The following is a 21,641-nucleotide window of genomic DNA, read 5'->3' on the forward strand; positions in this document are numbered from 1 at the left end:
AAAGAAACTCAAAGCGAGAAAAAAACAATGGCGGCAGACCGCGCACAAAACCTACAGGACACCTTCCTTAATCACGTTCGCAAAACCAAAACGCCACTGACGATCTTTCTGGTCAACGGAGTGAAGCTCCAGGGCATCGTGACCTGGTTCGACAATTTCTGTTTGCTGCTCCGGCGCGACGGTCATTCGCAGCTTGTCTACAAGCACGCGATCTCGACCATCATGCCGGGCGCACCGATTCAGTTGTTCGAAGGCGGCGAGGATCAGCCGGCTTGAGAGTGATCTGATTGGAACCCCGGAATTTCGACGGGGATGCCGACCGTCCGCGGTCGGCAGGGGCTAAGCAGACGGGGCGGGTGCTTGTCATCGGTCCCTATTTGCGAGTGCGCGCGGGCAATGCCGACGCGCAATCGGAAACTCACGTCTTGCGTGACGCCGAGGCCCGGCTTGATGAAGCCGCGGGCCTCGCGCGCGCGATTGACCTTGTGATTGCCGACGCCATCATCGCGCCGATCAGCCAGATCAGGCCTGCGACGTATATCGGCAAGGGCAAGGTCGAGGAGATCGCTGCGCTGATCAAGACCCTCGACGTCGAACTCGTCGTGATGGATTGCGCGCTGGCGCCGATCCAGCAGCGCAATCTCGAGAAGGAATTGCACGCCAAGGTGCTCGACCGCACGGGGCTGATCCTGGAAATCTTCGGCCGCCGCGCCAAGACACGGGAAGGTTCGCTCCAGGTCGAGCTCGCGCATCTCAACTACCAGCGCTCGCGCCTCGTCCGCTCCTGGACCCATCTGGAGCGCCAGCGCGGCGGCTTCGGATTCATGGGCGGTCCCGGCGAGACGCAGATCGAGGCCGACCGCCGCCTGATCCAGGAGCGCATCTCCAAGCTTGAGAGTGAGCTGAAGAAGGTGCAGGCGACGCGCCGGCTGCATCGTGCCGGACGCCAGCGCGTGCCGTATCGCGTCGTGGCGCTGGTCGGTTACACCAATGCCGGCAAGTCGACGCTGTTCAACCGCCTGACGCGTGCCGACGTGCAGGCTGCCGACATGCTGTTCGCCACCCTCGATCCGACGTTGCGTGCGCTGAGCCTGCCGCATGGCGGCAAGGCGATGCTGTCGGATACGGTCGGTTTCATCTCCAACCTGCCGACCCAGCTCGTCGCCGCCTTCCGCGCCACGCTGGAAGAGGTGTTGGAGGCCGACGTCATTCTCCATGTCCGTGACATCTCGCACGAGGATGCCGAAGCGCAGCAGAGCGACGTTGACGCCGTGCTGCGCCAGCTCGGCATCAACCCCGATGATTCAGGCCGCATCATCGAGGTCTGGAACAAGATCGACCGCTACGATACCGAACAGCGCGAAGAGCTCTTGAACATCGCCGCGCGCAGGCCCGAAGATCACCCGGCGATGCTGGTCTCGGCCGTATCGGGCGAGGGCGTCGATGCACTTCTCGCCGCGATCGAGGAGCGTCTCGCCGCAAAACGTACCACGCTCGATCTCTCCATCGACGCTGCCGACGGCGCCGGCATCAGCTGGCTGCATCGCAATGCCGAGGTGCTGGCGAAAGAGCTGCACGACGGCCGCTTCGACATGACCGTGCGTGTGGACGAGACCAAGCGGGATATCGTGGTGAACCGGTTCGACGCCGTGCCGCGTCTGTCGGCCTAAGGCCAGCGGCTCAGTAGCCCGGATGGAGCGAAAGCGTAGTCCGGGATTCTCGCGTTCGGACAGATTGGCCCCGGATTGCGCTGCGCTCCATCCGGGCTACGGCGGAGAGAATCACCTCGACAGGTCGAGGCTCATGAACTGGTTGTGCGGACTCGCCTGGTAGTCGGCGAACGGCTCACAGGGGACGAAGCCGACGCTGCGGTAGAGCGCGACGGCGGGAACGTGCAGCGGCGCTGTGCCGGTCTCCAGGCTGAGACGCGCGTAGCCTCGCTTGCGGGCTTCGGCGATGATGTGGAGCAGGATAGCGCGACCGACCCCGGTCCCACGCGCGGCCGGCGCGGCGCGCATCGACTTCACTTCGCCGAGTGCCTCATCCAGCCGCTTCAGGGCACCGAAGCCAGCCAGCACATCGCCGTGCCAAACCGTCCAGAACGTCACGGTCGGAGCCGACAGACCGCTCGCATCCAGCGCCTGCGCGTGCTCACCCATGACGCTGCGGAGTTCTTCCAGATGATGTGCCAGCAGATCGGCGACATGCGGCGCCTTCGGATCGTCCTGTCTGATTTCCATGGCGCGTCCTTGCATCACTTAGCCGTCTTCGCCGCGTTCCACAGCGCGTCCATCTCCGCAAGCGACGCCTGTTCGAGCGTCCGGCCCTGTGCCTCCAGGGCTCGCTCGATATAGGCAAACCGCCGCTCGAATTTCGCGTTCGTCGCGCGCAAGGCTGCTTCCGGATCGGCGTCGACATGGCGGGCGAGATTGACGAGCGCGAACATCAGATCGCCGGTCTCTTCGGCGATCTCCAGCTTGTCGTTGCGGTCGAGCGCGGCCTCGATCTCGTCGGCTTCCTCGCGGATTTTTTGCAGCACCGCGCGCGGGTCGTTCCAGTCGAAGCCGACGGTGGAAGCCTTGCGCTGCAGCTCCATGGCGCGCGTCAGCGCGGGCTGGCCGGCCTTCACGCCCGACAGCAGCGATGTGTGCGCCGGCACTTCCTCCGCCGGCCGGCGTGCGGCGCGCTCGGCCTTCTCCTCCGCCTTGATGCGGTCCCAGACCTCCTTGACGTGGGAGGAGGCGAGGTTGCCGTCCTTGTCCGCGAAGACATGGGGATGGCGCCGGATCATCTTGCGGGTGATGGCCTCGACGACGTCACCAAAAGCAAATGCGTTCTGCTCCGACGCCATCTGGGCGTGGAACACCACCTGGAGCAGAAGGTCGCCGAGCTCCTCGCGGAGATCGTCGAGATCGCCGCGGGTGATGGCCTCGACTACCTCATAGGCCTCCTCGATCGTATAGGGCGCGATCGTCGCAAAATCCTGTTCAAGGTCCCAGGGGCAGCCGGTCACCGGCGTGCGCAACGCCGCCATGATCTCGATCAGGCGGGAAATATCGCGGGAAGGGGTCATTGCGGGGCGCTCTCCTGGGTCCCAGTCTTATGCCAAAAGCGGGCCGCCGTTCCCAGCGTGGGCGTGCGCAACGGGCCGATTTCCACCGATTGGCGGGCAGGGCCTGCAATGCTAAAGCGCGGGCCATGAGTGACGCATTTTCCTCCGAAACCGCGCTGGTGCTGTTTTCCGGCGGCCAGGATTCCACCACCTGCCTTGCCTGGGCGCTGAGCCGCTTCGCGCGCGTGGAGACGCTGGGCTTCGACTACGGTCAGCGCCACGCCATTGAGCTCGCCTGTCGCGAGCGGCTGTTCGACGGCGTGAAAGCGCTACGCGCGGACTGGGCCGCAAAGCTCGGCGAAAGCCACACGCTGTCGATCCCGACGCTGGCGGCGGTGTCCGAGACCGCGCTGACGCGCGACGTCGCGATCGCGATGGGCGCCGACGGACTGCCCAACACCTTCGTGCCCGGCCGCAATCTGGTGTTCCTGACCTTCGCGGCGGCGCTGGCCTACCGGCGCGGCATCACACATATCGTCGGGGGCATGTGCGAGACCGATTATTCCGGCTATCCCGATTGCCGCGACGACACCGTCCGCGCCATGCAGGCCGCGCTCTCGCTCGGCATGGCCAGAGAGTTCGAGCTGCATACGCCCTTGATGTGGATCGACAAGGCCGCGACGTGGCAGCTCGCGCAGGATCTCGGCGGCCAGGGGCTGGTCGATCTCATCCGCGAGCACTCCCACACCTGCTATCTCGGCGAACGCGGCGCCCAGCACGATTGGGGTTATGGCTGCGGAGAATGCCCGGCATGCAGCCTGCGGGCGAAGGGGTGGCGGGAGTTCGTGGCGGGGAAGTGATCGCCGTACTCTTCTCTCGTGCCCCGGACGCAGCGCAGCGCTTCTTCAGCGGTGCGCTGCAGAGCCGGGGCCCATGTTTCCGTAACGTATCGTGTCGCCATCTGGGTCCCGGCTCTGCGCCGCAACGCTTGCGCGTTGCAGCTTGTCAGGGACACGAGAGCGAACCGCTCGCAATGACGGCGTGTGGTGGGAGCTACCGAAAATCCTCCTCCCGCAGCTCAATCGGTTTGCCGTGCGGGGTCCGGTCCGCGGCGTGGTCCCAGGCATCGCGATAGCGATGCAGCGTATCCATCGACGCGACGCCCTTGCGTGCGATCAATCCTTCGAGCGTCGCGAGCCAGTGCAGGTAGTAAGTCTCGCCGGTGTCGGGGTCGCCGGCGGCCTGCGCGCGCTTGATCTCGGAGGCGAGGCTAGCTGCCCATTCCGGCCAGGTGAACACGCCGCGCTCGTGCAGCCTCAATGCCATTGCGAAGGCGTGCGCCTCCCAGGGCGCGCGGAACACCGGGCCGTCGTCGTCGCGCGGAATGCTCGGGATCGCCGCTGTCGCGGCGGCAGCGGCGCTACCGCTCATCATGCCGGATCCAGATAGGGCTCGAAGGCATCAATTGAGACCTTCAGCGTGGGATCGCCATCCTCGCCCCAGAGATCACGGCCTTCGAACACGACGGTGTAGAGCCATTGGGGATTTTCGCCGAGCTCCATCGCTGCGGAATCCGGAAACACATGGCAGCCGTGGTTCAGCTCGACGACACCAACATGGCCGCGCACATAGCGCGGCAACCTGGTGTGCGTGGCCGGATGAATGTTCCTGGCGCGTACGCGATCGCCGATGCTGAATTTCGCGGGCGCGGGGGCAGGGCGGGCGAACTTGCCGCGCACCATGATGCGCTCGACCTGACCAAGATCGAACTTGCCGTGCTTGAGCGTCTTTGCGGGCTGCATCGCATGGCCGGCGGCGACCTCGTCCCTCGTGAGGTAGCCCTTCTCCATCAGCATCTCCTCGAGCCCGAGAAACCATTTCTTGTAATAGGAACTCGACAGGTAGACATGCGGCGGCAGCGTTTCGCGGTAAAAGCGCGAGGTGTCGATGTTGAAGGCGCCGGCCGCGCCCATCGCGCGCACCATCGCCAGCACGCGGGATTCCCATTCCTCGTGGAACATCGGCTCGTTGGCTTCCGGCTCAACCTTGCCGAACCCGTCCATGCCGCCCATGTCGTGCACGCCGTTCAAGAGGGGGCTCCCGGTGTTTTGGGAAAGCCGGTCCCGATCATGGAATCACGCGTGACGAGCTCGGCGAGCTGCTCCTCGCTCCAGCCCTCGGTGCCCTCGGGGCGCATCGGCAGCACCAGGAAGCGGGTCTCTGCCGTCGAGTCCCAGACCCGGATCTCCATGTCCTTCGGCAGGGTGACGTCGAAATCGGCGAGGACGCCGCGTGGATCCTTCACGGCACGGGACCGGTAGGGCGCAGCCTTGTACCAGACCGGCGGCAGTCCGAGCATTTCCCAGGGGTAGCAGGAGCACAGCGTGCACACGACCATGTTGTGCCGCCGCGGCGTGTTCTCGACCACGACGAGATGGTCGCCGACGCGGCTGACATGGCCGAGCGTGCCGATGGCTTTGGAGCCATCCTCGAGCAGCGCCGCCTTGAACGCCGGATCGGCCCAGGCCTTGGCGACGACGCGCGCGCCGTTGTGCGGGCCGATCTTGGTCTCATAGGCCTGGATGATGGCGTCGAGCGCGGCGGGCTCGACATAGCCTTTTTCGGTCAGGATGGTCTCGAGCGCGCGCACGCGCAGCTCGGTCTCCGACAATTCGGAATGATCGTGGTCGTAGTGATGGTCGTGATCGTGGCTCATGGTCTGGAAGATAGGGGCAATGGGCCCTGCCTGTCGAGTATGCGTTGCGGCGCAACCGGGTCCCATATTCGTGAGGCCGGATGTAGGCTAGCATCGCCGCACGGCAGAGTGGGAGACGTTGGTGACGGACTACGTGAAGATCGAAAAGGGCCTCGGGCCCGAGGGACGGATCGCGGTGGTGCGTTTCGACCGCGGCGACGGCATCAATGCGCTGTCGCCGGAGGCGCTGCGCCAGCTCACCGCGGCCGCGCGCAGCTTCGAGGATGATGCTGCGACCTCCGTCGTGGTGCTGACAGGCAGCGCGAGCGCATTCAGCGCCGGCTTCGACCTGAAGGATGCCGAGGGACGCGCGCGCAAGGACATGGATCTCGGCATCTTGCGGCGGCACCTCAAGCTCGGACCACGTCTCACCCACGCCTGGCAGGAGATGGAGCAGATCACGATCGCGGCGATCGAGGGCTTTTGCGTCGGCGGTGGCGTGGCGCTGGCCGTTGCGCTCGACTTCCGTGTCATGGGCAGCGATGCCCATCTGCGCGTGCCCGAGATCGGGCTCGGCATGAACATGAGCTGGCAGAGCATCCCGCGCATGCTGCATTTGATCGGGCCCGCCCGCACCAAGCAGGCCGTGATCCTGGCCGATCAGCGCATCTCTGCGGAGGAAGCCTATGAATGGGGTCTGGTGGAGCACGTCGTCGATCCCGGCCATGCGTTCGACGCCGCCATGGATCTCGCCCGGAAAGTCGCGGCGCAGCCGCCGCTCTCTGTGGCGATGACGAAACTCACCGTCAACCGGCTCGCGCATGCGCTCGATGATCTCGCCAGCCACATGGACGTCGACCAGTTCGCGCTCGCTGGCTTCAGCGAGGATCACAAGGAGGGCGTCGAGGCGTTCCTGGCTCGCCGCAAGCCGCGCTTCAAGGGGCGGTAGAAACCGACGTCAGACCATTGATCGCATCGCGGACAATCCGTATACGCCGCGCAGGGACAAAGCAGCCCGGACAACGGGCGCACGATGTGACGGCAATCGAGGGGAGGGCTCATGGCCACTGGTTCACAGGCGCCTGGAGCAAAAGGGTTTCGCTGGAAGCTGATCGCACCGCTCGTGGTGTGGCTGGCCATCTATCTGTGGCCGGTGCCCTCAGGGCTCAACGTCAATCAGTGGCACTATTTCGCGGTGTTCGCGGCCGTCATCACCGGGCTCATCCTGGAATCGATGCCGGTCGGCGCGGTCGGATTCATCGGCCTGACTGTCGCGGGCGTCGCTGGCTATATCGATCCCGATCCGACCAAGTCGCTGCGCTGGATGCTGGCAGGCTTTGCCGAGAGCACGGTCTGGTTGATCGTCGGCGCCTTCGTGTTCTCGATCGGCTATCGCAAGAGCCAGCTCGGCCGGCGTATTGCCTTGGTGCTGGTGCAGCGCCTTGGCCGCAATACGCTCGGCCTCGGCTATGCGGTGGCGATGTCGGACTTCCTGCTCGCGCCGGCGACGCCGTCCAATACCGCGCGCAGCGGCGGCATCGTCTATCCCATCATCAGCAACATCCCGCGCATCTACGGCTCCGAGCCGGGGCCGACCGCCGGCAGGATCGGCACCTACGTGATGTGGACGGCGTTCGCCGCGACCGCCGTCACCAGCTCGCTGTTCTTCACGGCGCTTGCGCCCAACGCGGCGGCGCTGGCTATCGCCAAGAAGACGGTCGGGGTCGAGGTCAGCTGGGGCCAGTGGTTTCTCGGCTTCGCGCCGCTCGGCATTCTCCTGATGGTGCTCGTTCCGCTGCTCAGCTACGCGATGTGCCGCCCCGAGGTGAAACGCAGCCCGGAGATCTCCGAATGGGCGGCGAAGGAACTCGCCGAGATGGGCCCGATGTCGCGCAACGAGTGGATCATGCTTGGGCTGATCGTGCTCGCGATGTTCCTGTGGATTGCTGGCTCGAGCCCGGACATTCATGTCCCCGTCCTCGGCTCGAACTTCGTCAATGCGACCACCGTCGTGTTCATCGTGATCTCGCTGATGCTGGTGACCGGCGTGATCGAGTTTGCCGACATCGTCAGCGAGAAGAGCGCCTGGGAGGTGTTCTTCTATTTCACCTCGCTGCTGACGCTGGCCTCCGGCCTCAACGAGATCGGCTTCATCAAATGGTTCGCGACCGAATACGCAAAACCGCTCGCCGGGCTGTCGCCGTCGACCGCGATGCTGCTGCTGGTCGCGCTGTTCTTCTGGATCCACTATTTCTTCTCGAGCATCACCTCGCATGCCGCCGCCGTGCTGCCGGTCGTGCTCGCGGTTGGATCGGGCATCCCCGGTCTGCCGGTCACGACGCTCGCCATGCTCTGCATGTACTCGCTCGGCCTGATGGGCGTGATCTCGCCTTACGCGACCGGACCCGCGCCGATGTATTTCGGCAGCGGCTATATCGGAAAGGGCCAATTCTGGGGTTTTGGCCTGATCTTCGGGCTGCTCTATTTCGCCGGGCTCCTGCTGATCGTGCTACCCTGGTTGCAGATGGGATGAGCCCGGCGGGAGGCTGATCTCCCCGGGCGAAGGAATATTCTTCTCCGGGGGGAGATCGGGGAATCTTCGTCCAACTCCTCGCAAATATCTGACATTGCAAGAAAGACTGGAAAAGGCGATGGTGCGTGCTGCGGTGCAGCGCGTGCCCCTTTGAGACGTTTGCTGCTGTTCCACCCCCAGTCGCTGATGCGACCCGGCTCCTCGTTTGCCTTTTCGGGTGGGCGAGAGAACTATTGTGCATGAAGGCCGTCTCCATGAACGCTCATCAATCGCTCGCCGTCGGACAGCCGATAGCGCCGCCTGAAGCGATTTCAACTGCCACAGCTGAGCCGGACGCGATGGTCCGTTTCGCCGGGATCTCGAAGACCTATCCGGCTTACCGCGGCAAGCCCGGCGTCAACGCGCTGCAAGACATCGACTTCGCGATACCGCGCGGTTCCATCACCGGGGTGATCGGCCGCTCCGGCGCCGGCAAGTCGAGCCTGGTGCGGCTGATCAACGGGCTGGAGAAGCCGACCACCGGACGCGTGATCGTGGACGGCCGCGATATCTCGGCGCTGGCGGGCCGTGAGCTGCGTCTGGCGCAGCGCTCGATCGGCATGATCTTCCAGCATTTCAATCTGCTGTCGTCGCGCACAGCGGCCGACAACATTGCGCTGCCGCTGGAGATCGCCGGCTGGGCCAAGGCCGATATCAAGGCCCGCGTCACTGATCTGCTCGCGCTCGTCGGCATTGCCGACAAGCATGACCGTTATCCGTCAGAACTCTCCGGCGGCCAGAAGCAGCGCGTCGGCATCGCCCGCGCGCTGGCGACACGGCCGAGCGTGCTGCTGTCGGACGAGGCGACCTCCGCACTCGATCCGCAGACGACGCGCGCGATCCTCGATCTGCTGGCGAACATCAACCGCGAGCTCGGGGTGACCATCGTGCTGATCACCCACGAAATGTCCGTGGTGCGCCAACTCGCCAAGGAAGTCGTGGTGCTGGATGCCGGCCATGTGGTCGAAAGCGGCGATGTCGCCGACATCTTCACTCAGCCCAGGCATCCCATCACGCAGTCCTTCCTGGCCGAGGTCATCGGCGATAGCTTGCCGGTCTCGCTGGCGAGCCGGATCGTGGCGGAGCCGTCGGCCGGTGGACAGGCTGTGATCCGCCTTCAGGTGCGCGGGGCAGGGGCCGGCGACACCCTGGTCGCGCGGCTCGCCCGCGAGCTCGGCCTCGACGTGTCGCTGCTGTCGGCCCGCATCGACGAGATCGGCGGCCAGCCTGTGGGCTCGCTCGTTCTCGGCATTCCCTTCGGTATGTCCAGCGGCGAGGACGCGGTGACGCGGACGCTCGCCTGGCTCTCTCAACATCAATTCCCGGCGGAGCGTCTCGGCTATGTCGCCTGAACTCATCAACCTGATCATCCAGGCGACCTTCGAGAGCCTGTACATGGTCGGCATTGCGGCGCTGCTCGGCACCGCCTTCGGCCTGCCGCTCGGCGTCTTCCTCGCAACCAGCCGGAAGGGCGAGCTGTTCGCGGCTCCCTTCGTCAATCGCGTGCTCGGCATCGTCGTCAATGCAACGCGGTCGACGCCGTTCATCATCCTGGTCGTCGCCATCATCCCGTTCACGCGCCTTATTGCCGGCACCTCGATCGGATCGAGTGCGGCGATCGTGCCGCTGACGATTGCGTCGGCGCCGTTCATCGCGCGTCTGGTCGAAGCTGCCATCCGCGAGGTCGATGGCGGCCTGATCGAGACCGCGTCCTCGTTCGGCGCCTCGCCGCTTCAGATCGTGTTCAAGGTGCTGATCCCCGAAGCGCTGCCGGGCCTGTTGCTGGCGCTGACGCTCGCAGTGGTCAGTCTGCTCGGCTATTCCGCGATGGTCGGCGCGGTCGGCGGCGGGGGCTTGGGTGACCTCGGCATCCGCTACGGCTATCAGCGCTTCATGCCGGAGATGATGCTGGCCGTTGTCGTCGTGCTGATTGCGCTGGTGCAGCTCGTTCAGAGCGCCGGCGACTATCTGGCGCGCCGGGTCAACCGCCGGCTGCGGCATCATTGAGCCGGATCACGCGGCACGCCTCGCCCGCCGCAGCGTCTCCGAGGGTAACTCGGCGAAGTGGCGCTTATAGTCGAGCGAGAACTGGCTGAAGTGCCAGAAGCCGTGCTGCACGGCGACGTCGTAGATGGACGTCCCGGCGCCGCCGGCGCGTTTCAGGTCGCGCCGGACCCGGTTCAGCCGCATCGCGCGCCAATAGTGCATCGGGCTCGTGCCCAAGACCTCCTGGAAGCAATAGCCGAGCTTGCGCGGGCTGGCGCCGACCGCCGTGCAGACCTCCAACAACGACAGCGAGCGGTCGCCGCTGCCGTGCATCAGCTCGCGGGCGCGATCGACGGTGCGCCTGCGCGCCGCGGCGCTGCGGCCGGGATCGCTCGGCCGTGCCGTCGGCAGCATGTCCATGATCTCGACGAGAAGGGCATCCTCCAGCGCCTGCCGTGTCGCAGGATCGTCAAACAGCCCGGGTGCGGTCGTGATGGTCTCGTGAATTGCGGTGAGATGCGCGCGCAGCCGCGCGACCGGCGCCTCCGCCATCTCGATCACCTGCAACCGATGCCAGGCGCGGCGCGGCAGCGCGATGTCGAGACTGGCGGCAAGCTGCTCGATCAGCGCCGCGCTGGCGACGACGCCGCGCAGCTCGAAGGCCTTCGGCGTGCACATGTCGACCTCGGCATCGATGCAGGCGATCACCTGCGCGCCCGTCGCGTTCGCTCCGTCGCAATTGATCTCGCCGTCACCGTGCCAAGGCAGGCCAATGCCAAAGCTGCCGGCACCCAACTGGCCGTATTGGCGGACCTGCTGGCTGGTGATCTCGCGAAACACGTCGAGCCGGGGCAGGGAGAGCTGGGTGAAACTGCCCTTGAACGCGCCGGCGCTGATCTGATCGTAGCTCAGGCGCCAGCGGCCGAGCGCGGCGCAGTGCTCGTCAACGTCCGTGCTGCTGGCCTGGAACAGGCTGGCGGCCGAGTCCTGAATCGTAGGAGTTGCACTTAAGGCCATGACAGCGCGTCGAAATTTGCCAGGCGAATTTTAGCGAGAACCTCGCAAGACTGGGCATGGCCATCGCCCGTGTCCAGCAAAATATTGCCGGATCTCGATAACGCCCGGTGGTGCCCGGGCGCAGTCTTGCTCGCTAACCGTCCCAGCAGGGCCGCTGGTGGCGCTTCGCGGAGGATCGAGATGCGGCCGACCGAAATCATGCGTGGCAGCCCGCCGGCGCCCGAGGCCCTGGTGACGCGCGCCAACTGGCGCAGCTATCCCGCGATCCGTTGGGGCTTCACCCACACCCGCGAAGTCCTGCCAACGGCCGAGGTTCGCCGGTCGGCCAATCCCAGCGCCATCACCAGCGCGCCGCGTGAGCTGGTAAAGCTCGGCTTCACGGCGCCCGACGGCACGCCCACCACGGTCGAGGCAACCTTGCGCGAAACCTTCGCGGACACGCTGCTCGTGATGCACCAGGGCACGCTGATCCACGAATGGTATGGCGACGGCATGAGTGCGGCCACGCCGCATCTGATCTGCTCCATCAGCAAGGCGATCGCCGGCACCTTGGGCGGCGTGCTGGCGGCACGTGGACTGGTCGATCCCGAGGCGAGGGTAGTGCGCTACGTGCCAGAGCTGGAGACCTCGGTCTACGGCGGCTGCACCGTCCGCAATCTCCTCGACATGGCCGTCGCCATCAAGTTCGAGGAGGATTACGAGGACCCCTCAGGCGATGTCGCGCGCTATCGCTTTTCCTCGGGATGGGACATGCCGCCGCCGGGCGTCGAAGCCGGTCACCAGCGTGCCTATCTCACCACGCTACGCGGGACAGGAAAACCGCATGGCAAAGTGTTCCATTACGTCTCGCCCAACACCGAAGTGCTCGGCTGGGTCTATGAGCGCGCCTGCGGCATGCCTTACCAACATATTCTGTCCGAATATCTGTGGCAGCCGATGGGCGCGGAGGAAGACGGCTCCCTGACACTCGATAGCCACGGCATGGGCCGCATTGCCGGCGGCCTCTCCGTCACCGCGCGCGATCTCATGCGCTTTGGCGAGATGATCCGTTGCCGTGGCGCCGTCCAGGGACGACAGGTGGTGCCCGGCTGGTGGATCGACGACATCCGTGAAAACGGCGATCCCAAGGCTTGGGCCGACGGCGACCTCGCCGAATTCTTCCCGGGCGCGCGCTACCGCAGCAAATGGTTCACGATCGATCCGTCGCGCAACGCGCTCACGGCGATCGGCATCCATGGTCAGTTGCTCTATGTCGACCTGGACTCGGACACCGTCATCGTCAAGCTCGCGACGCAGCCGAAGGCGATGGACGTACCGATCGACCTGCGCTGGTTCGCCGCCTTCCGCACCATCACCGCGCATCTCGCTCCGCGCTGACCTCCGGACTCCATCATGCTCGACACCGTCACATCCAAATCGTCCGCGCAAGCTACCGCACCGCATTCGCTCGACCCGCTGACCGCGGCGGAGATCACGACCGCCTGCACGATGGTGCGCGCCGCCGTGGCTTCACCCGAGAACTGCCGCTTCCCGACGGTGCGGCTGGAGGAGCCTACCAAGCAGGAGCTGGCCGCGGGCGGATCAGGGCTTCCGCGCCGCGCCTTCGTGCTGACGCTGGATGTCGTCACCGGGGAAGCGATCGAGCACATCGTCGATCTCGGCCGGGGCGAGATCGTCGATCGCAAGCTCATCCCCAACCGCGAGGCGCCCTATGGGCAGCCGCCGGTGATGCTGGAAGAGTTCTTCAAATGCGAGGCGGTGGTGAAGGCAGATCCCGGCTGGCGTGCAGCGATGCAGCGGCGCGGGCTCAGCGACAAGGACATCGAGCTGGTTCAGGTCGACCCGTTTTCCTCGGGCTTCTTCGACAACGAGTTCGAGCGCGGCGCGCGCATCGTGCGCGCCGTCAGCTATTTCCGCGAGCATCTCCAGGACAACGGCTACGCACACCCGATCGAGGGTGTGGTCGCGGTCGTCGATCTGATCGGCGGCAAGGTCATCGACCTCACCGACGAGGATCCGATCGTGCCGATCCCGCGCAAGAAGCGAAACTACGGCGCGCATGAGGTCACGGACCGGCGCACCGACATCAAGCCGCTGCACATCGAACAGCCCGAGGGCGCGAGCTTTCGCGTCGACGGCTGGAAGGTCGACTGGCAGAAATGGAGTTTTCGCGTCGGCTTCACGCCTCGCGAGGGCCTCGTGCTGTATCAGCTCGCCTACCAGGACGGTGCACGCAAGCGCTCGCTGATTCATCGCGCCAGCGTTACCGAGATGGTGGTGCCTTACGCCGACCCGACCGCCAATCATTTCTGGAAGTCGGCGTTCGATGCCGGCGAATACGGCCTCGGCATGCTCGCCAACGCGCTCGAACTTGGCTGCGACTGCCTCGGCAACATCCACTATTTCGATGTGCCGGCTGCCGACAGCAGGGGCGAGCCCTTCGTCATGCAGAACGCCATCTGCATGCATGAAGAAGACTACGGAATTGCCTGGAAGCACTATGAATTCCGCAACGGCCTGTTCGAGGTTCGCCGATCTCGGCGGCTCGTGATCTCGTTTTTCGCGACCGTCGGCAATTACGACTACGGCTTCTACTGGTATCTTTACCAGGACGGCACGATCCAGCTCGAGACCAAGCTCACCGGCATCATTCAGACTGCCGCCGTGCAGCCGGGCGAGACATACAAATGGGGCGGTATGGTCGACGACAATCTGGGCGGACCGACGCATCAGCACTTCTTCAACGCGCGCCTGCACATGGACCTCGACGGCGGCGGCAATACCGTCACCGAGCACGACTTCGTGCCGCGGCCATGGGGCCACGACAATCCGCACGGCAACGTGTTCGACACCACCACGCGCGTGCTGTCGCGCGAGCGCGATGCAGCGGCGATCGCCAACGGCGAGACCGGGCGGTTCTGGAAGATCAGCAATCCCAGCGAGACCAATTCTGTCGGCAATGCTCCAGCCTACAAGCTCGTGGTCAATCCGAGCCCGCTGATGCTGGCGCAGGAGGGCAGCTATGTGCGCAGCCGCGGCGGCTTTGCCACGAAGCACGTCTGGGTGACCGCGTTCGACCCGAGCGAAAAATACGCCAGCGGCGATTATCCCAACGTCCATGCGGGCGGCGACGGCCTGCCGCGCTATGCCGCGCAGAACCGCGACATCGAGAATGCCGACATCGTGGTGTGGCACTCGTTCGGCCACACCCATGTCTGCAAGCCCGAGGACTTTCCGATCATGCCGGTCGAATATGCCGGCTTCATGCTGAAGCCGACCGGATTCTTCACCGCCAATGCCGCGGGCGACATTCCGCCGGATCGCAACAGCCGCAGCGTGCTGGCGGGAGCAAGCAATGCTCCCAACGAATCGTGCTGTAACGCCGGGAAGACCTAGGCCTGAACATTTCCGACCATTGCCTAAAAGTGAGGGAATGTTTTCATCTGGAAGCATTCCAAATGCGAAGGCATCGAGATGGCCGTGATTGGTGCCTCTCGTATGCGACGGCAGCGCGGCATCTTGGGCCTCATTCGCCGTGAGTGCATTCGTCGCACGTGCTGAGCACATGTCTGGAGAGATTCTAACGCTGTTCCTATCGCACTCCGAAACCCCCTGAGTTAGGGCGGGACTTCAAAAATGATACCGGCAAAGCCGGCAGTGCGTGGGGCTCAAGAGACGTGACCGACTTCCAACTTTCTTCGCGTGAGGACGCGCGTCGTCGACAGATCCAGATGCTCCTCCTCGGCGCGGTCAGCACGTTTTCCCTCGTTGTTCCCTTCGGTTCCGTGGAGGCCCAGACGCAGATTCCCGCTGTCACCGTCGACGCGCCGGCCCAGCGCGCCCGTCCTGCGGCGATCGCTCCGTCGCGAAGGGCAGCGACGCGGACCTCGCGCGCCAATCGTCGCTCTCCCGCGCAACAGGCCGCGCCAGCCCAGTCGGCCGCATCGAACGGCGCCACGGGCGAACGCGCCAATGGGCCAGTGCGCGGCTTCGTCGCCACAAGGAGCGGCACCGCCACCAAGACGGATACCCCGCTGATCGAAACCCCGCAGTCGGTGTCCGTCGTCACCCCCGATCAGGTCAGGAACCAGGGCGCGGTCTCGATCGGCGAGGCACTGCGCTACACCGCCGGTGTCAGCGGTGACGTCAATGGCGGTTCGGACACCCGCTTCGGCGCCCTCCAGATCCGCGGCTTCGACACGACCATGTCGGGCCTCTACGTCGACGGCTTGCGGATTCCCTCCAGCAACTACGTGCACTTCAACGGTCTCGATCCCTACGGCGCCGAGCGCCTCGAGGTTCTCAAGGGGCCGTCCTCGGCGATGTATGGCGGCAGCGGCACGGGCGGCATCCTCAACTACGTGACCAAGCTGCCGACGGCGCAGCAGTTCGGCGAGGTCTCGATCTCCGGCGGCAGCTTCAACCGCTATCAGGGCCAGTTCGACATGGGCGGTGCCGTCAACAAGGAAGGCACGGTGCTGTGGCGCCTGACCGGCGTTGTTCGCGACGGCGAAACCCAGGTCGACTTCACCAAGGACAACCGCGTCTTCATCGCGCCCGCCGTTACCTTCAAGCCGAACGAGGACACCACCATCACGATCCTGGCCAATTACCAGCGGGATCGGGCAGGGTGGGGCCTGCAGTTCCTGCCGGCCTCGGGCACGGTGTGGCCGAACAACGGCCGTACCATCCCGGTCTCTTTCTTTGCGGGCGTGCCGAGCTTCAACGCCTTCAACACCGAGATTGCGACCGCCGGCTACCAGCTCTCGCACAATTTCACCGACAACATCACGTTCCGGCAGAACCTGCGTTACGCCTATCAGCACAACGAGGAAAAGACCTTTTACGGCACCGGATATACCGACGAGGCGGCGGGACAGCTTGGGCGTTTCGGCAGCTACAGCAACTCGTACATCAACTCCTTCGCGGTGGACAACCAGCTCCAGGGCAAGTTCACCACCGGCATCCTCAGCCATACCACCCTGGTCGGGATCGACTATCGCAACACCACGTTTCGCGACACCGCCTTTGCCGTCACGACGTCGGCGCCGGAGATCAACGTCTTCAACCCGGTCTACAGCTACGACTGGACCCTCGGGGGCATGTACGACAACACAGGCGTCAAGCAGTCGCAGGTCGGGCTGTATGCGCAGGATCAGATCAAGCTCGGCCGGCTCTCGTTCCAGCTCGGCGGCCGCCAGGATTTCGTGACGACGCAGCTCGATAGCGGTATCTCCAACACCTCGTCCTCGAAGGATGCGTCTGCCTTCACCGGGCGCGCCGCCGTGATGTACAATTTCGACAACGGCATCGCGCCCTATTTCAGCTACTCGGAATCGTTCCTGCCGGTGCTTGCGACCAGTGCGTCCGGACAGATGCTCAATCCCGAGACCGGCGTGCAGTACGAAGTGGGCGTCAAGTACCAGCCGCTCGGCTGGAACGCGCTGTTCACCTTCGCAGCCTTCGACCTGACGCGCGACAACGTCGTCGTCTACGTGCCCGCAAGCACCTTTGCCGAGCAGACCGGGCAGGTGAAATCGCGCGGCATCGAGCTCGAAGGCACCATGTCGCTGGCCGACGGCTGGAACCTGCGTGCCGCCTACGCCTATGTCGATGCCATGGTCACGCAGGACCCGGTCAATGTCGGCAAGGCGCCGGTGACCGTGCCGCTCAACCGTGCTTCGCTGTGGAGCGACTACACGCTCCAGAACGGGCCGGCCGCCGGCCTTCAGTTCGGCGGCGGCATCCGCTATGTCGGCGCGACCTGGGGCGATGATGCCAATACATTCAAGGTAGGATCGGCGACCGTGCTCGACGCGCTTGTTGCCTACACCAGGGACAATTGGCGCTTGTCGCTGAACGTCACCAATCTCGCCGACACGCGTTACGTCGCCGCCTGCTACAGCCTGTCGGGCTGCATGTATGCCGAGGGACGGAAAGCCATCGGCAAGCTGACATACCGGTGGTGAGGGTGAAATTGAGGCCGATGAACACGCACGGGAGGTCGTCATGGCCGGGCTTGTCCCGGCCATCCACGCCTTGCCCCGCGGGACGAAGAACGTGGATGCCCGGGACAAGCCCGGGCATGACGACGTGGAAGCTTTTCGAGATCTGAACCATGAGAGCGATATTCGGCAAGTTGCATCGCTGGGCGGGACTGCTCACGGCCGGCTTCCTGTTCTTCTCCGGCATCACCGGCGCGATCATCTCCTGGGATCACGAGATCGACGACGTCTTGAACAGCCATCTGTTCGACGTCTCCAGCAAGGGACCGGCGATCCCCTCGATCGAGCTTGCCAAGATGATCGAGCAACGCGATCCCCATGCGCGCGTCGTCTACCTCTTCATGACGCCGGAGGAGGGCCACTCGCTGTGGTTCTTCGTCATGCCGCGGATCGATCCCGCGACCGGCAAGCGTTACTCGCTCGACTACAATCAGGTCTTCCTCGATCCCAACACCGGCGCGGAGCTGGGCCGGCGCTATTGGGGCGCGGTGTGGCCGGTGACGCGGGAAAACTTCGTCTCGTTTCTCTACAAGCTGCACTACACGATGCACATCCCTGAGTTCTGGGGCAGCGACCGCTGGGGCATGCGCGTGCTCGGCGTGATCGCCATCATCTGGACCATCGATTGCTTCGTGGGCTTCTATCTGACGCTGCCCTCGCGCCGGCGCGCGAAGGCGGCGCGCGCACCTGCCGTCACGCGCCAGCTCGAGCGCGGCTTCTGGGCGCGCTGGGCACCGGCCTGGACCATCAAGACCTCGGGCAGCGCCTATCGGATTAATTTCGACATCCACCGCGCCTTCAGCCTGTGGACCTGGAGCCTGTTGTTCGTCATCGCCTTCACGGCGTTCTCGCTGAACCTCTATTTCGAGGTGTTCTCGCCGCTGATGAAGATGGTCTCGAATTATACGCCGACGCCTTATGAGCAGCGGCCTTATCGCGATCTCGACGACCCCATCGAGCCCAAGGTCACCTTCGCCGATATCGCCGCGCGCGCGGCGGCCGACGGCAAGGCGCGAGGGTGGACGATTCCGGTCGGCTCGGTCAATTACGGCCCGGCCCATGGCGTCTATGCCGCCGCCTTCTTCCACCCCGGCGACGATCACGGCGCCGGCGGCGTCGGCCCAGCGCAGCTCTATTACGACAGCGAGGATGGCCGCCCGATCGGCGAACGGCTGCCCTGGGTCGGCACCGCCGCCGACATCTTCGTGCAGGCGCAGTTTCCGCTGCATTCGGGACGCATCGTCGGCCTGTTCGGCCGTATCCTGATCTCGATCATGGGCCTCGTGGTGGCCGCACTCTCGGTCACGGGGGTCGTCATCTGGTGGCGCAAGCGCCGCGCCCGGGTCCGCGTTCGCGGGACCGCGGCGGTGCGCCTGAATGAGCGGCAACTCACGCCGGCGGAGTAGGGCTAAACGAAGCGATGTTCTGGAAGGCCCTGCGCGACGCCGTGAATGGCAAGGACATGACCGGCCTGAGGCTCGGTGCTCAACTGGCGCTGATCCAGGAACTTTCTCGCCGTCGTGACATACAGCGTTCTTAGATCGCTCCCTCCGAAGCACAGGCACGTCGGATTGGTCACTGGCATCGGGATAATGGTATCGATCTGCCCGTCCGGCCGGTACCGCACGACCCGGCCGCCGGAAAAGAAAGCCGTCCATAGCCCGCCGGCAGCATCGACGCACGCGCCATCAGGTCTTTCCTGAGAAGCGCTATAGTCTGCAAACAAGCGCCTGTTTCGGATCACGCCGTCATCGACATCAAAGTCGAACATCCAGGTGCAGTATCGCCGCGTGTCCGTGAAATAGAACGTGCGATTGTCAGGCGAGAATGCAATTCCGTTCGTGACGATGACGTCGCCGAAGATGCGCGCCACCTCACCGTCGCCGGTCACGCGATACAGCGAGCCGTTCGGACGATGCAGCTGATTGTCCATGGTGCCGATCCACAGGCGGCCACGGGCGTCCACGCGGCCGTCGTTGAGGCGGTTGTCCAGGCCACGTTCGACCTCGCAGAACTGACTGGGAGAGGCATCGTCGCAAGAGCCGCGGGTGAGACGCAGATCCCGCGCAAGGAGATGCGAGCCGTCCGCCGTCAGGGCCTGGCTGCCCAGGAATTGGCAATCGCAGGAGGAAACCTGATGGGTGCCCGTCGCCGGATCGAAGGATTGATGAAGCTGACCGTCGATGTCGATCCACCACAGCTTGCGGGACCGGTCGCACCACAATGGCGTTTCGCCGAGAATATCCGCGCTGGCGACCGCGGTCTCAACCCGATGCGCGGGGATGGTGTCCGGGGTCATCCAGGAATCCTGTTGCAGCCGTCGACGGCTTGATTGGCCTGACGGGAGAGGGCGGTCAGCTTTCCTTCCAGGAGGACAACGCATGCGCAACGCAGCCATTGATGTGGTCGGTGAGGACGGCCCTGGCGGTCCTGATGTCGCGCTTCAGGGCGCAGTCCAGCAAGGCCTTGTGCTGGTTGATTGTCTCGGCGCCGCGATAGAGCAGCGCATAGCGGAAGTATTTGTCGAACACGACCGAATGGGTGTGCATCAACTCGCGCGAGCCGCAAGCAGAGATCAGCGCCTGGTGAAATTCGCCGTCATAGCGCTTGCGGAGTTCGGGATCGTCGCCCTCCGCGAGGACGGTTCGCTCGGTGGCCGCCAGCTTGTGGTGCGCGGAAACCACGCGGCCCTCCCACTCGACGTCCCCGGCGCGGAACGACTCAGCCATCGCATAATGCTCCAGCAGGATGCGCAGTTCGGCGAGCTCCCGCAGATTCTGGATTGAGATGGGCGCCACCTCGAATCCACGTTGGCCTTCGGCAACCACAAAACCTTCGGAGGTCAGGCGATTGAGGATCTCACGCAACGTGCTGATGCTGACGCCGTAATCTTCCTTCATGGCGTCGAGCCTGAGACGCCCGGATGGCGTGAGCACCCCGAAAATGATGTCGGACCGAATGCGCCGATAGCCGCTGTCGCCTGCCGACAGGGGCCGTTCCTCAACTGCCGTCATGCTTTTCTCGATCCCACGTCCCGATCGCCGCTGCTCCGTGCGGAGGCCGAACAATCAATGTTGACAGCAATATAGCAGACATCAGGTGCCTGACGTCTACCAAAATCTCATATGAAACTATTATCATCATTTGACATGTAAATTGATGTATGATCTCTAAATGGCCAGAGGGCGCGAAAGATGGCTTAAGCCGCGGTTCGTGCTCGCTCGCATAGGGGAGGAATCGATGAGCTTGTTGGCACGGGCGCTGTCTGCGACGGCGATCTGCGTGGCGCTGACGGTCGGCGCATCTGCCGAGGATATTCAGGAGCGCACGATCAGGTGGGGCCACCTGAACAATACCGATCACCCCGTGAGCCAGGGCGTGCAGAAGTTCGCCGAGATCCTGCTCTCCAAGAGCGGCGGCAAGATGAAGGTCCGCGAGTTCGCGGCCTCGCAGCTCGGCAACGAGCTGCAGCAGCAATCCGCGCTGCGCGGCGGCACTCAGGAGATGCTGTCGGCCTCGACGACGTCGCTCGCGACCGTCATTCCTGAGTTCGGCCTCATCGATTTTCCGTTCCTGTTCAACTCGACCGAGCAGGCCGATGCGCTCGGCACCGGCAAATTCGGCAAGGCGATGCTCGACACCCTGCCGGCAAAAGGGCTGACCGGCCTGGGTTATTGGGGTCTGGGCTTCCGCAACGTCACCAACAGCACCCGCCCGATCACCAAGCTCGAGGACTTCAGCGGGCTTAAGCTTCGCGTCATTCCGAATCCGGTCTATCTTGAGAGCTTCAGCGCCTTTAAGGCCAACCCGGTCCCGATGGCCTTCGGTGAGCTGTATTCGGCGCTGGAGACCCGCACCGTCGACGGCCAGGAGAATCCCTACACCGTCATTCTCTCGAACAAATTCTACGAAGTGCAGAAATACGTTTCCGCCACAAATCACACCTTCACCCTGAACATCATTCTGGTGAGCAAGGCATTCTGGGACAAGCTGTCCCCGACCGAGCAGCGCCTGATGCGCGAGGCTTATGAAGAAAGCCGCGGCTATCAGAAGGAGCAGACGCGCCTTCAGACGGAAAAGGCTTTGGCGGAGCTGCAGGCCAAGGGCATGCAGTACAATGCTATCGCTCCCGACGAGACTGACCGCATGCGCAAGGCGGTTCAACCCGTCGTCGAAAAGATCTCGGCGAACCTTCGTGCCGAGACCGTGAAGCTCTTCAACGAAGAGGTCGAGCGCATCCGCAAGGACGTGAAGTAGCCGCCTTCTTCGTCACGCAGGCGGCGGAGCCGGCGAGTGGCCGGCTCCACCCCTTGA

The 21,641-nt window shown here is 64.4% G+C and carries 20 protein-coding genes; 12 read left to right on the forward strand and 8 right to left on the reverse strand.

The features are described 5' to 3' along the window. The first annotated feature begins 27 nt into the window (after nt 1–27). A complete protein-coding gene (gene hfq, locus IVA81_RS39305) occupies nt 28–276 on the forward strand; it encodes an RNA chaperone Hfq (RefSeq protein WP_007591126.1) in 249 nt (82 codons plus the stop codon). Nucleotides 277–287: 11 nt separating this feature from the next. Next, the gene (gene hflX / locus IVA81_RS39310) at nt 288–1,670 is read left to right on the forward strand and encodes a GTPase HflX (protein WP_247329345.1); all 1,383 of its coding nucleotides are present in this window, start codon (nt 288–290) and stop codon (nt 1,668–1,670) included. Nucleotides 1,671–1,781: 111 nt separating this feature from the next. Here hflX and IVA81_RS39315 read toward each other — a convergent pair whose 3' ends face one another. Next, nucleotides 1,782–2,240, reverse strand: coding sequence for a GNAT family N-acetyltransferase (locus IVA81_RS39315; RefSeq protein ID WP_247329348.1), 459 nt, complete (start codon nt 2,238–2,240; stop codon nt 1,782–1,784). Between the two features lie 14 nt (nt 2,241–2,254). Then, nucleotides 2,255–3,073, reverse strand: a complete 819-nt coding sequence (gene mazG, locus IVA81_RS39320) for a nucleoside triphosphate pyrophosphohydrolase (protein WP_247329368.1) — start codon at nt 3,071–3,073, stop codon at nt 2,255–2,257. Between the two features lie 125 nt (nt 3,074–3,198). On the opposite strand from mazG, the gene queC reads away from it, so the two are divergent. Next, nucleotides 3,199–3,912: a 7-cyano-7-deazaguanine synthase QueC gene (gene queC / locus IVA81_RS39325; protein ID WP_247329371.1), complete on the forward strand. Its 714-nt coding sequence runs from the start codon at nt 3,199–3,201 to the stop codon at nt 3,910–3,912. 193 nt (nt 3,913–4,105) lie between these two features. Here queC and IVA81_RS39330 read toward each other — a convergent pair whose 3' ends face one another. Genes IVA81_RS39330 through nthA form a run of 3 tightly spaced genes read right to left on the reverse strand, consistent with a single transcriptional unit; the run spans nt 4,106 to nt 5,768 of the window. Continuing rightward, entirely contained in the window at nt 4,106–4,483 is a 378-nt protein-coding gene (locus tag IVA81_RS39330) for a nitrile hydratase accessory protein (protein ID WP_247330275.1), read from the reverse strand. Further along, nucleotides 4,483–5,142, reverse strand: coding sequence for a nitrile hydratase subunit beta (gene nthB, locus IVA81_RS39335; protein WP_247329374.1), 660 nt, complete (start codon nt 5,140–5,142; stop codon nt 4,483–4,485). The genes IVA81_RS39330 and nthB overlap by 1 nt, the downstream gene beginning before the upstream one ends. Next, complete coding sequence (gene nthA, locus IVA81_RS39340; RefSeq protein ID WP_247329377.1) at nt 5,139–5,768, reverse strand: nitrile hydratase subunit alpha; 630 nt, start codon at nt 5,766–5,768, stop codon at nt 5,139–5,141. The genes nthB and nthA overlap by 4 nt, the downstream gene beginning before the upstream one ends. 121 nt (nt 5,769–5,889) lie before the next feature. Here nthA and IVA81_RS39345 point away from each other — a divergent pair, with 121 nt between their 5' ends. From IVA81_RS39345 to IVA81_RS39360, 4 genes are all read left to right on the forward strand, one after another. After that, nucleotides 5,890–6,696, forward strand: a complete 807-nt coding sequence (locus IVA81_RS39345; RefSeq protein ID WP_247329380.1) for an enoyl-CoA hydratase/isomerase family protein — start codon at nt 5,890–5,892, stop codon at nt 6,694–6,696. A 111-nt stretch (nt 6,697–6,807) separates the two neighbouring features. After that, nucleotides 6,808–8,280, forward strand: coding sequence for a DASS family sodium-coupled anion symporter (locus tag IVA81_RS39350; protein ID WP_247329383.1), 1,473 nt, complete (start codon nt 6,808–6,810; stop codon nt 8,278–8,280). 239 nt (nt 8,281–8,519) lie between these two features. Continuing rightward, nucleotides 8,520–9,671, forward strand: coding sequence for a methionine ABC transporter ATP-binding protein (locus IVA81_RS39355; protein ID WP_247329386.1), 1,152 nt, complete (start codon nt 8,520–8,522; stop codon nt 9,669–9,671). Continuing rightward, nucleotides 9,661–10,326, forward strand: a complete 666-nt coding sequence (locus IVA81_RS39360) for a methionine ABC transporter permease (protein ID WP_247329389.1) — start codon at nt 9,661–9,663, stop codon at nt 10,324–10,326. Before IVA81_RS39355 ends, IVA81_RS39360 begins: the two co-directional genes overlap by 11 nt. Before the next feature lie 6 nt (nt 10,327–10,332). Here IVA81_RS39360 and IVA81_RS39365 read toward each other — a convergent pair whose 3' ends face one another. Beyond that, nucleotides 10,333–11,322 carry a helix-turn-helix domain-containing protein gene (locus tag IVA81_RS39365; RefSeq protein WP_247329392.1) on the reverse strand — a complete coding sequence of 330 codons (990 nt, stop codon included), beginning with the start codon at nt 11,320–11,322 and terminating at the stop codon, nt 10,333–10,335. A gap of 180 nt (nt 11,323–11,502) precedes the next feature. Between IVA81_RS39365 and IVA81_RS39370 the strand changes: the two genes are divergently transcribed. The 4 genes from IVA81_RS39370 to fsrB all read left to right on the forward strand — a co-directional run bounded on the left by IVA81_RS39370 (nt 11,503) and on the right by fsrB (nt 18,733). Continuing rightward, the gene (locus tag IVA81_RS39370) at nt 11,503–12,699 is read left to right on the forward strand and encodes a serine hydrolase (RefSeq protein WP_247329396.1); all 1,197 of its coding nucleotides are present in this window, start codon (nt 11,503–11,505) and stop codon (nt 12,697–12,699) included. Between the two features lie 15 nt (nt 12,700–12,714). Then, nucleotides 12,715–14,718: a primary-amine oxidase gene (locus IVA81_RS39375; protein ID WP_247329399.1), complete on the forward strand. Its 2,004-nt coding sequence runs from the start codon at nt 12,715–12,717 to the stop codon at nt 14,716–14,718. Between the two features lie 584 nt (nt 14,719–15,302). Then, on the forward strand, nt 15,303–17,291 hold the full coding sequence (locus tag IVA81_RS39380) for a TonB-dependent siderophore receptor (protein WP_247330312.1): 1,989 nt from the start codon (nt 15,303–15,305) through the stop codon (nt 17,289–17,291). 149 nt (nt 17,292–17,440) lie between these two features. Beyond that, on the forward strand, nt 17,441–18,733 hold the full coding sequence (gene fsrB, locus IVA81_RS39385) for a siderophore utilization protein FsrB (protein ID WP_247329402.1): 1,293 nt from the start codon (nt 17,441–17,443) through the stop codon (nt 18,731–18,733). 2 nt (nt 18,734–18,735) lie between these two features. On the opposite strand, the gene IVA81_RS39390 is transcribed toward fsrB, so the two are convergent. Continuing rightward, a complete protein-coding gene (locus tag IVA81_RS39390) occupies nt 18,736–19,626 on the reverse strand; it encodes an SMP-30/gluconolactonase/LRE family protein (RefSeq protein ID WP_247329405.1) in 891 nt (296 codons plus the stop codon). Between the two features lie 55 nt (nt 19,627–19,681). After that, on the reverse strand, nt 19,682–20,341 hold the full coding sequence (locus tag IVA81_RS39395) for an FCD domain-containing protein (RefSeq protein ID WP_247329408.1): 660 nt from the start codon (nt 20,339–20,341) through the stop codon (nt 19,682–19,684). A 226-nt stretch (nt 20,342–20,567) separates the two neighbouring features. Here IVA81_RS39395 and IVA81_RS39400 point away from each other — a divergent pair, with 226 nt between their 5' ends. Further along, the gene (locus tag IVA81_RS39400; RefSeq protein ID WP_247329412.1) at nt 20,568–21,584 is read left to right on the forward strand and encodes a TRAP transporter substrate-binding protein; all 1,017 of its coding nucleotides are present in this window, start codon (nt 20,568–20,570) and stop codon (nt 21,582–21,584) included. The last annotated feature ends 57 nt before the right edge of the window (nt 21,585–21,641 follow it).

Origin of the sequence: Bradyrhizobium sp. 141 (assembly GCF_023074055.1) — a bacterium.
Classification (GTDB): domain Bacteria; phylum Pseudomonadota; class Alphaproteobacteria; order Rhizobiales; family Xanthobacteraceae; genus Bradyrhizobium.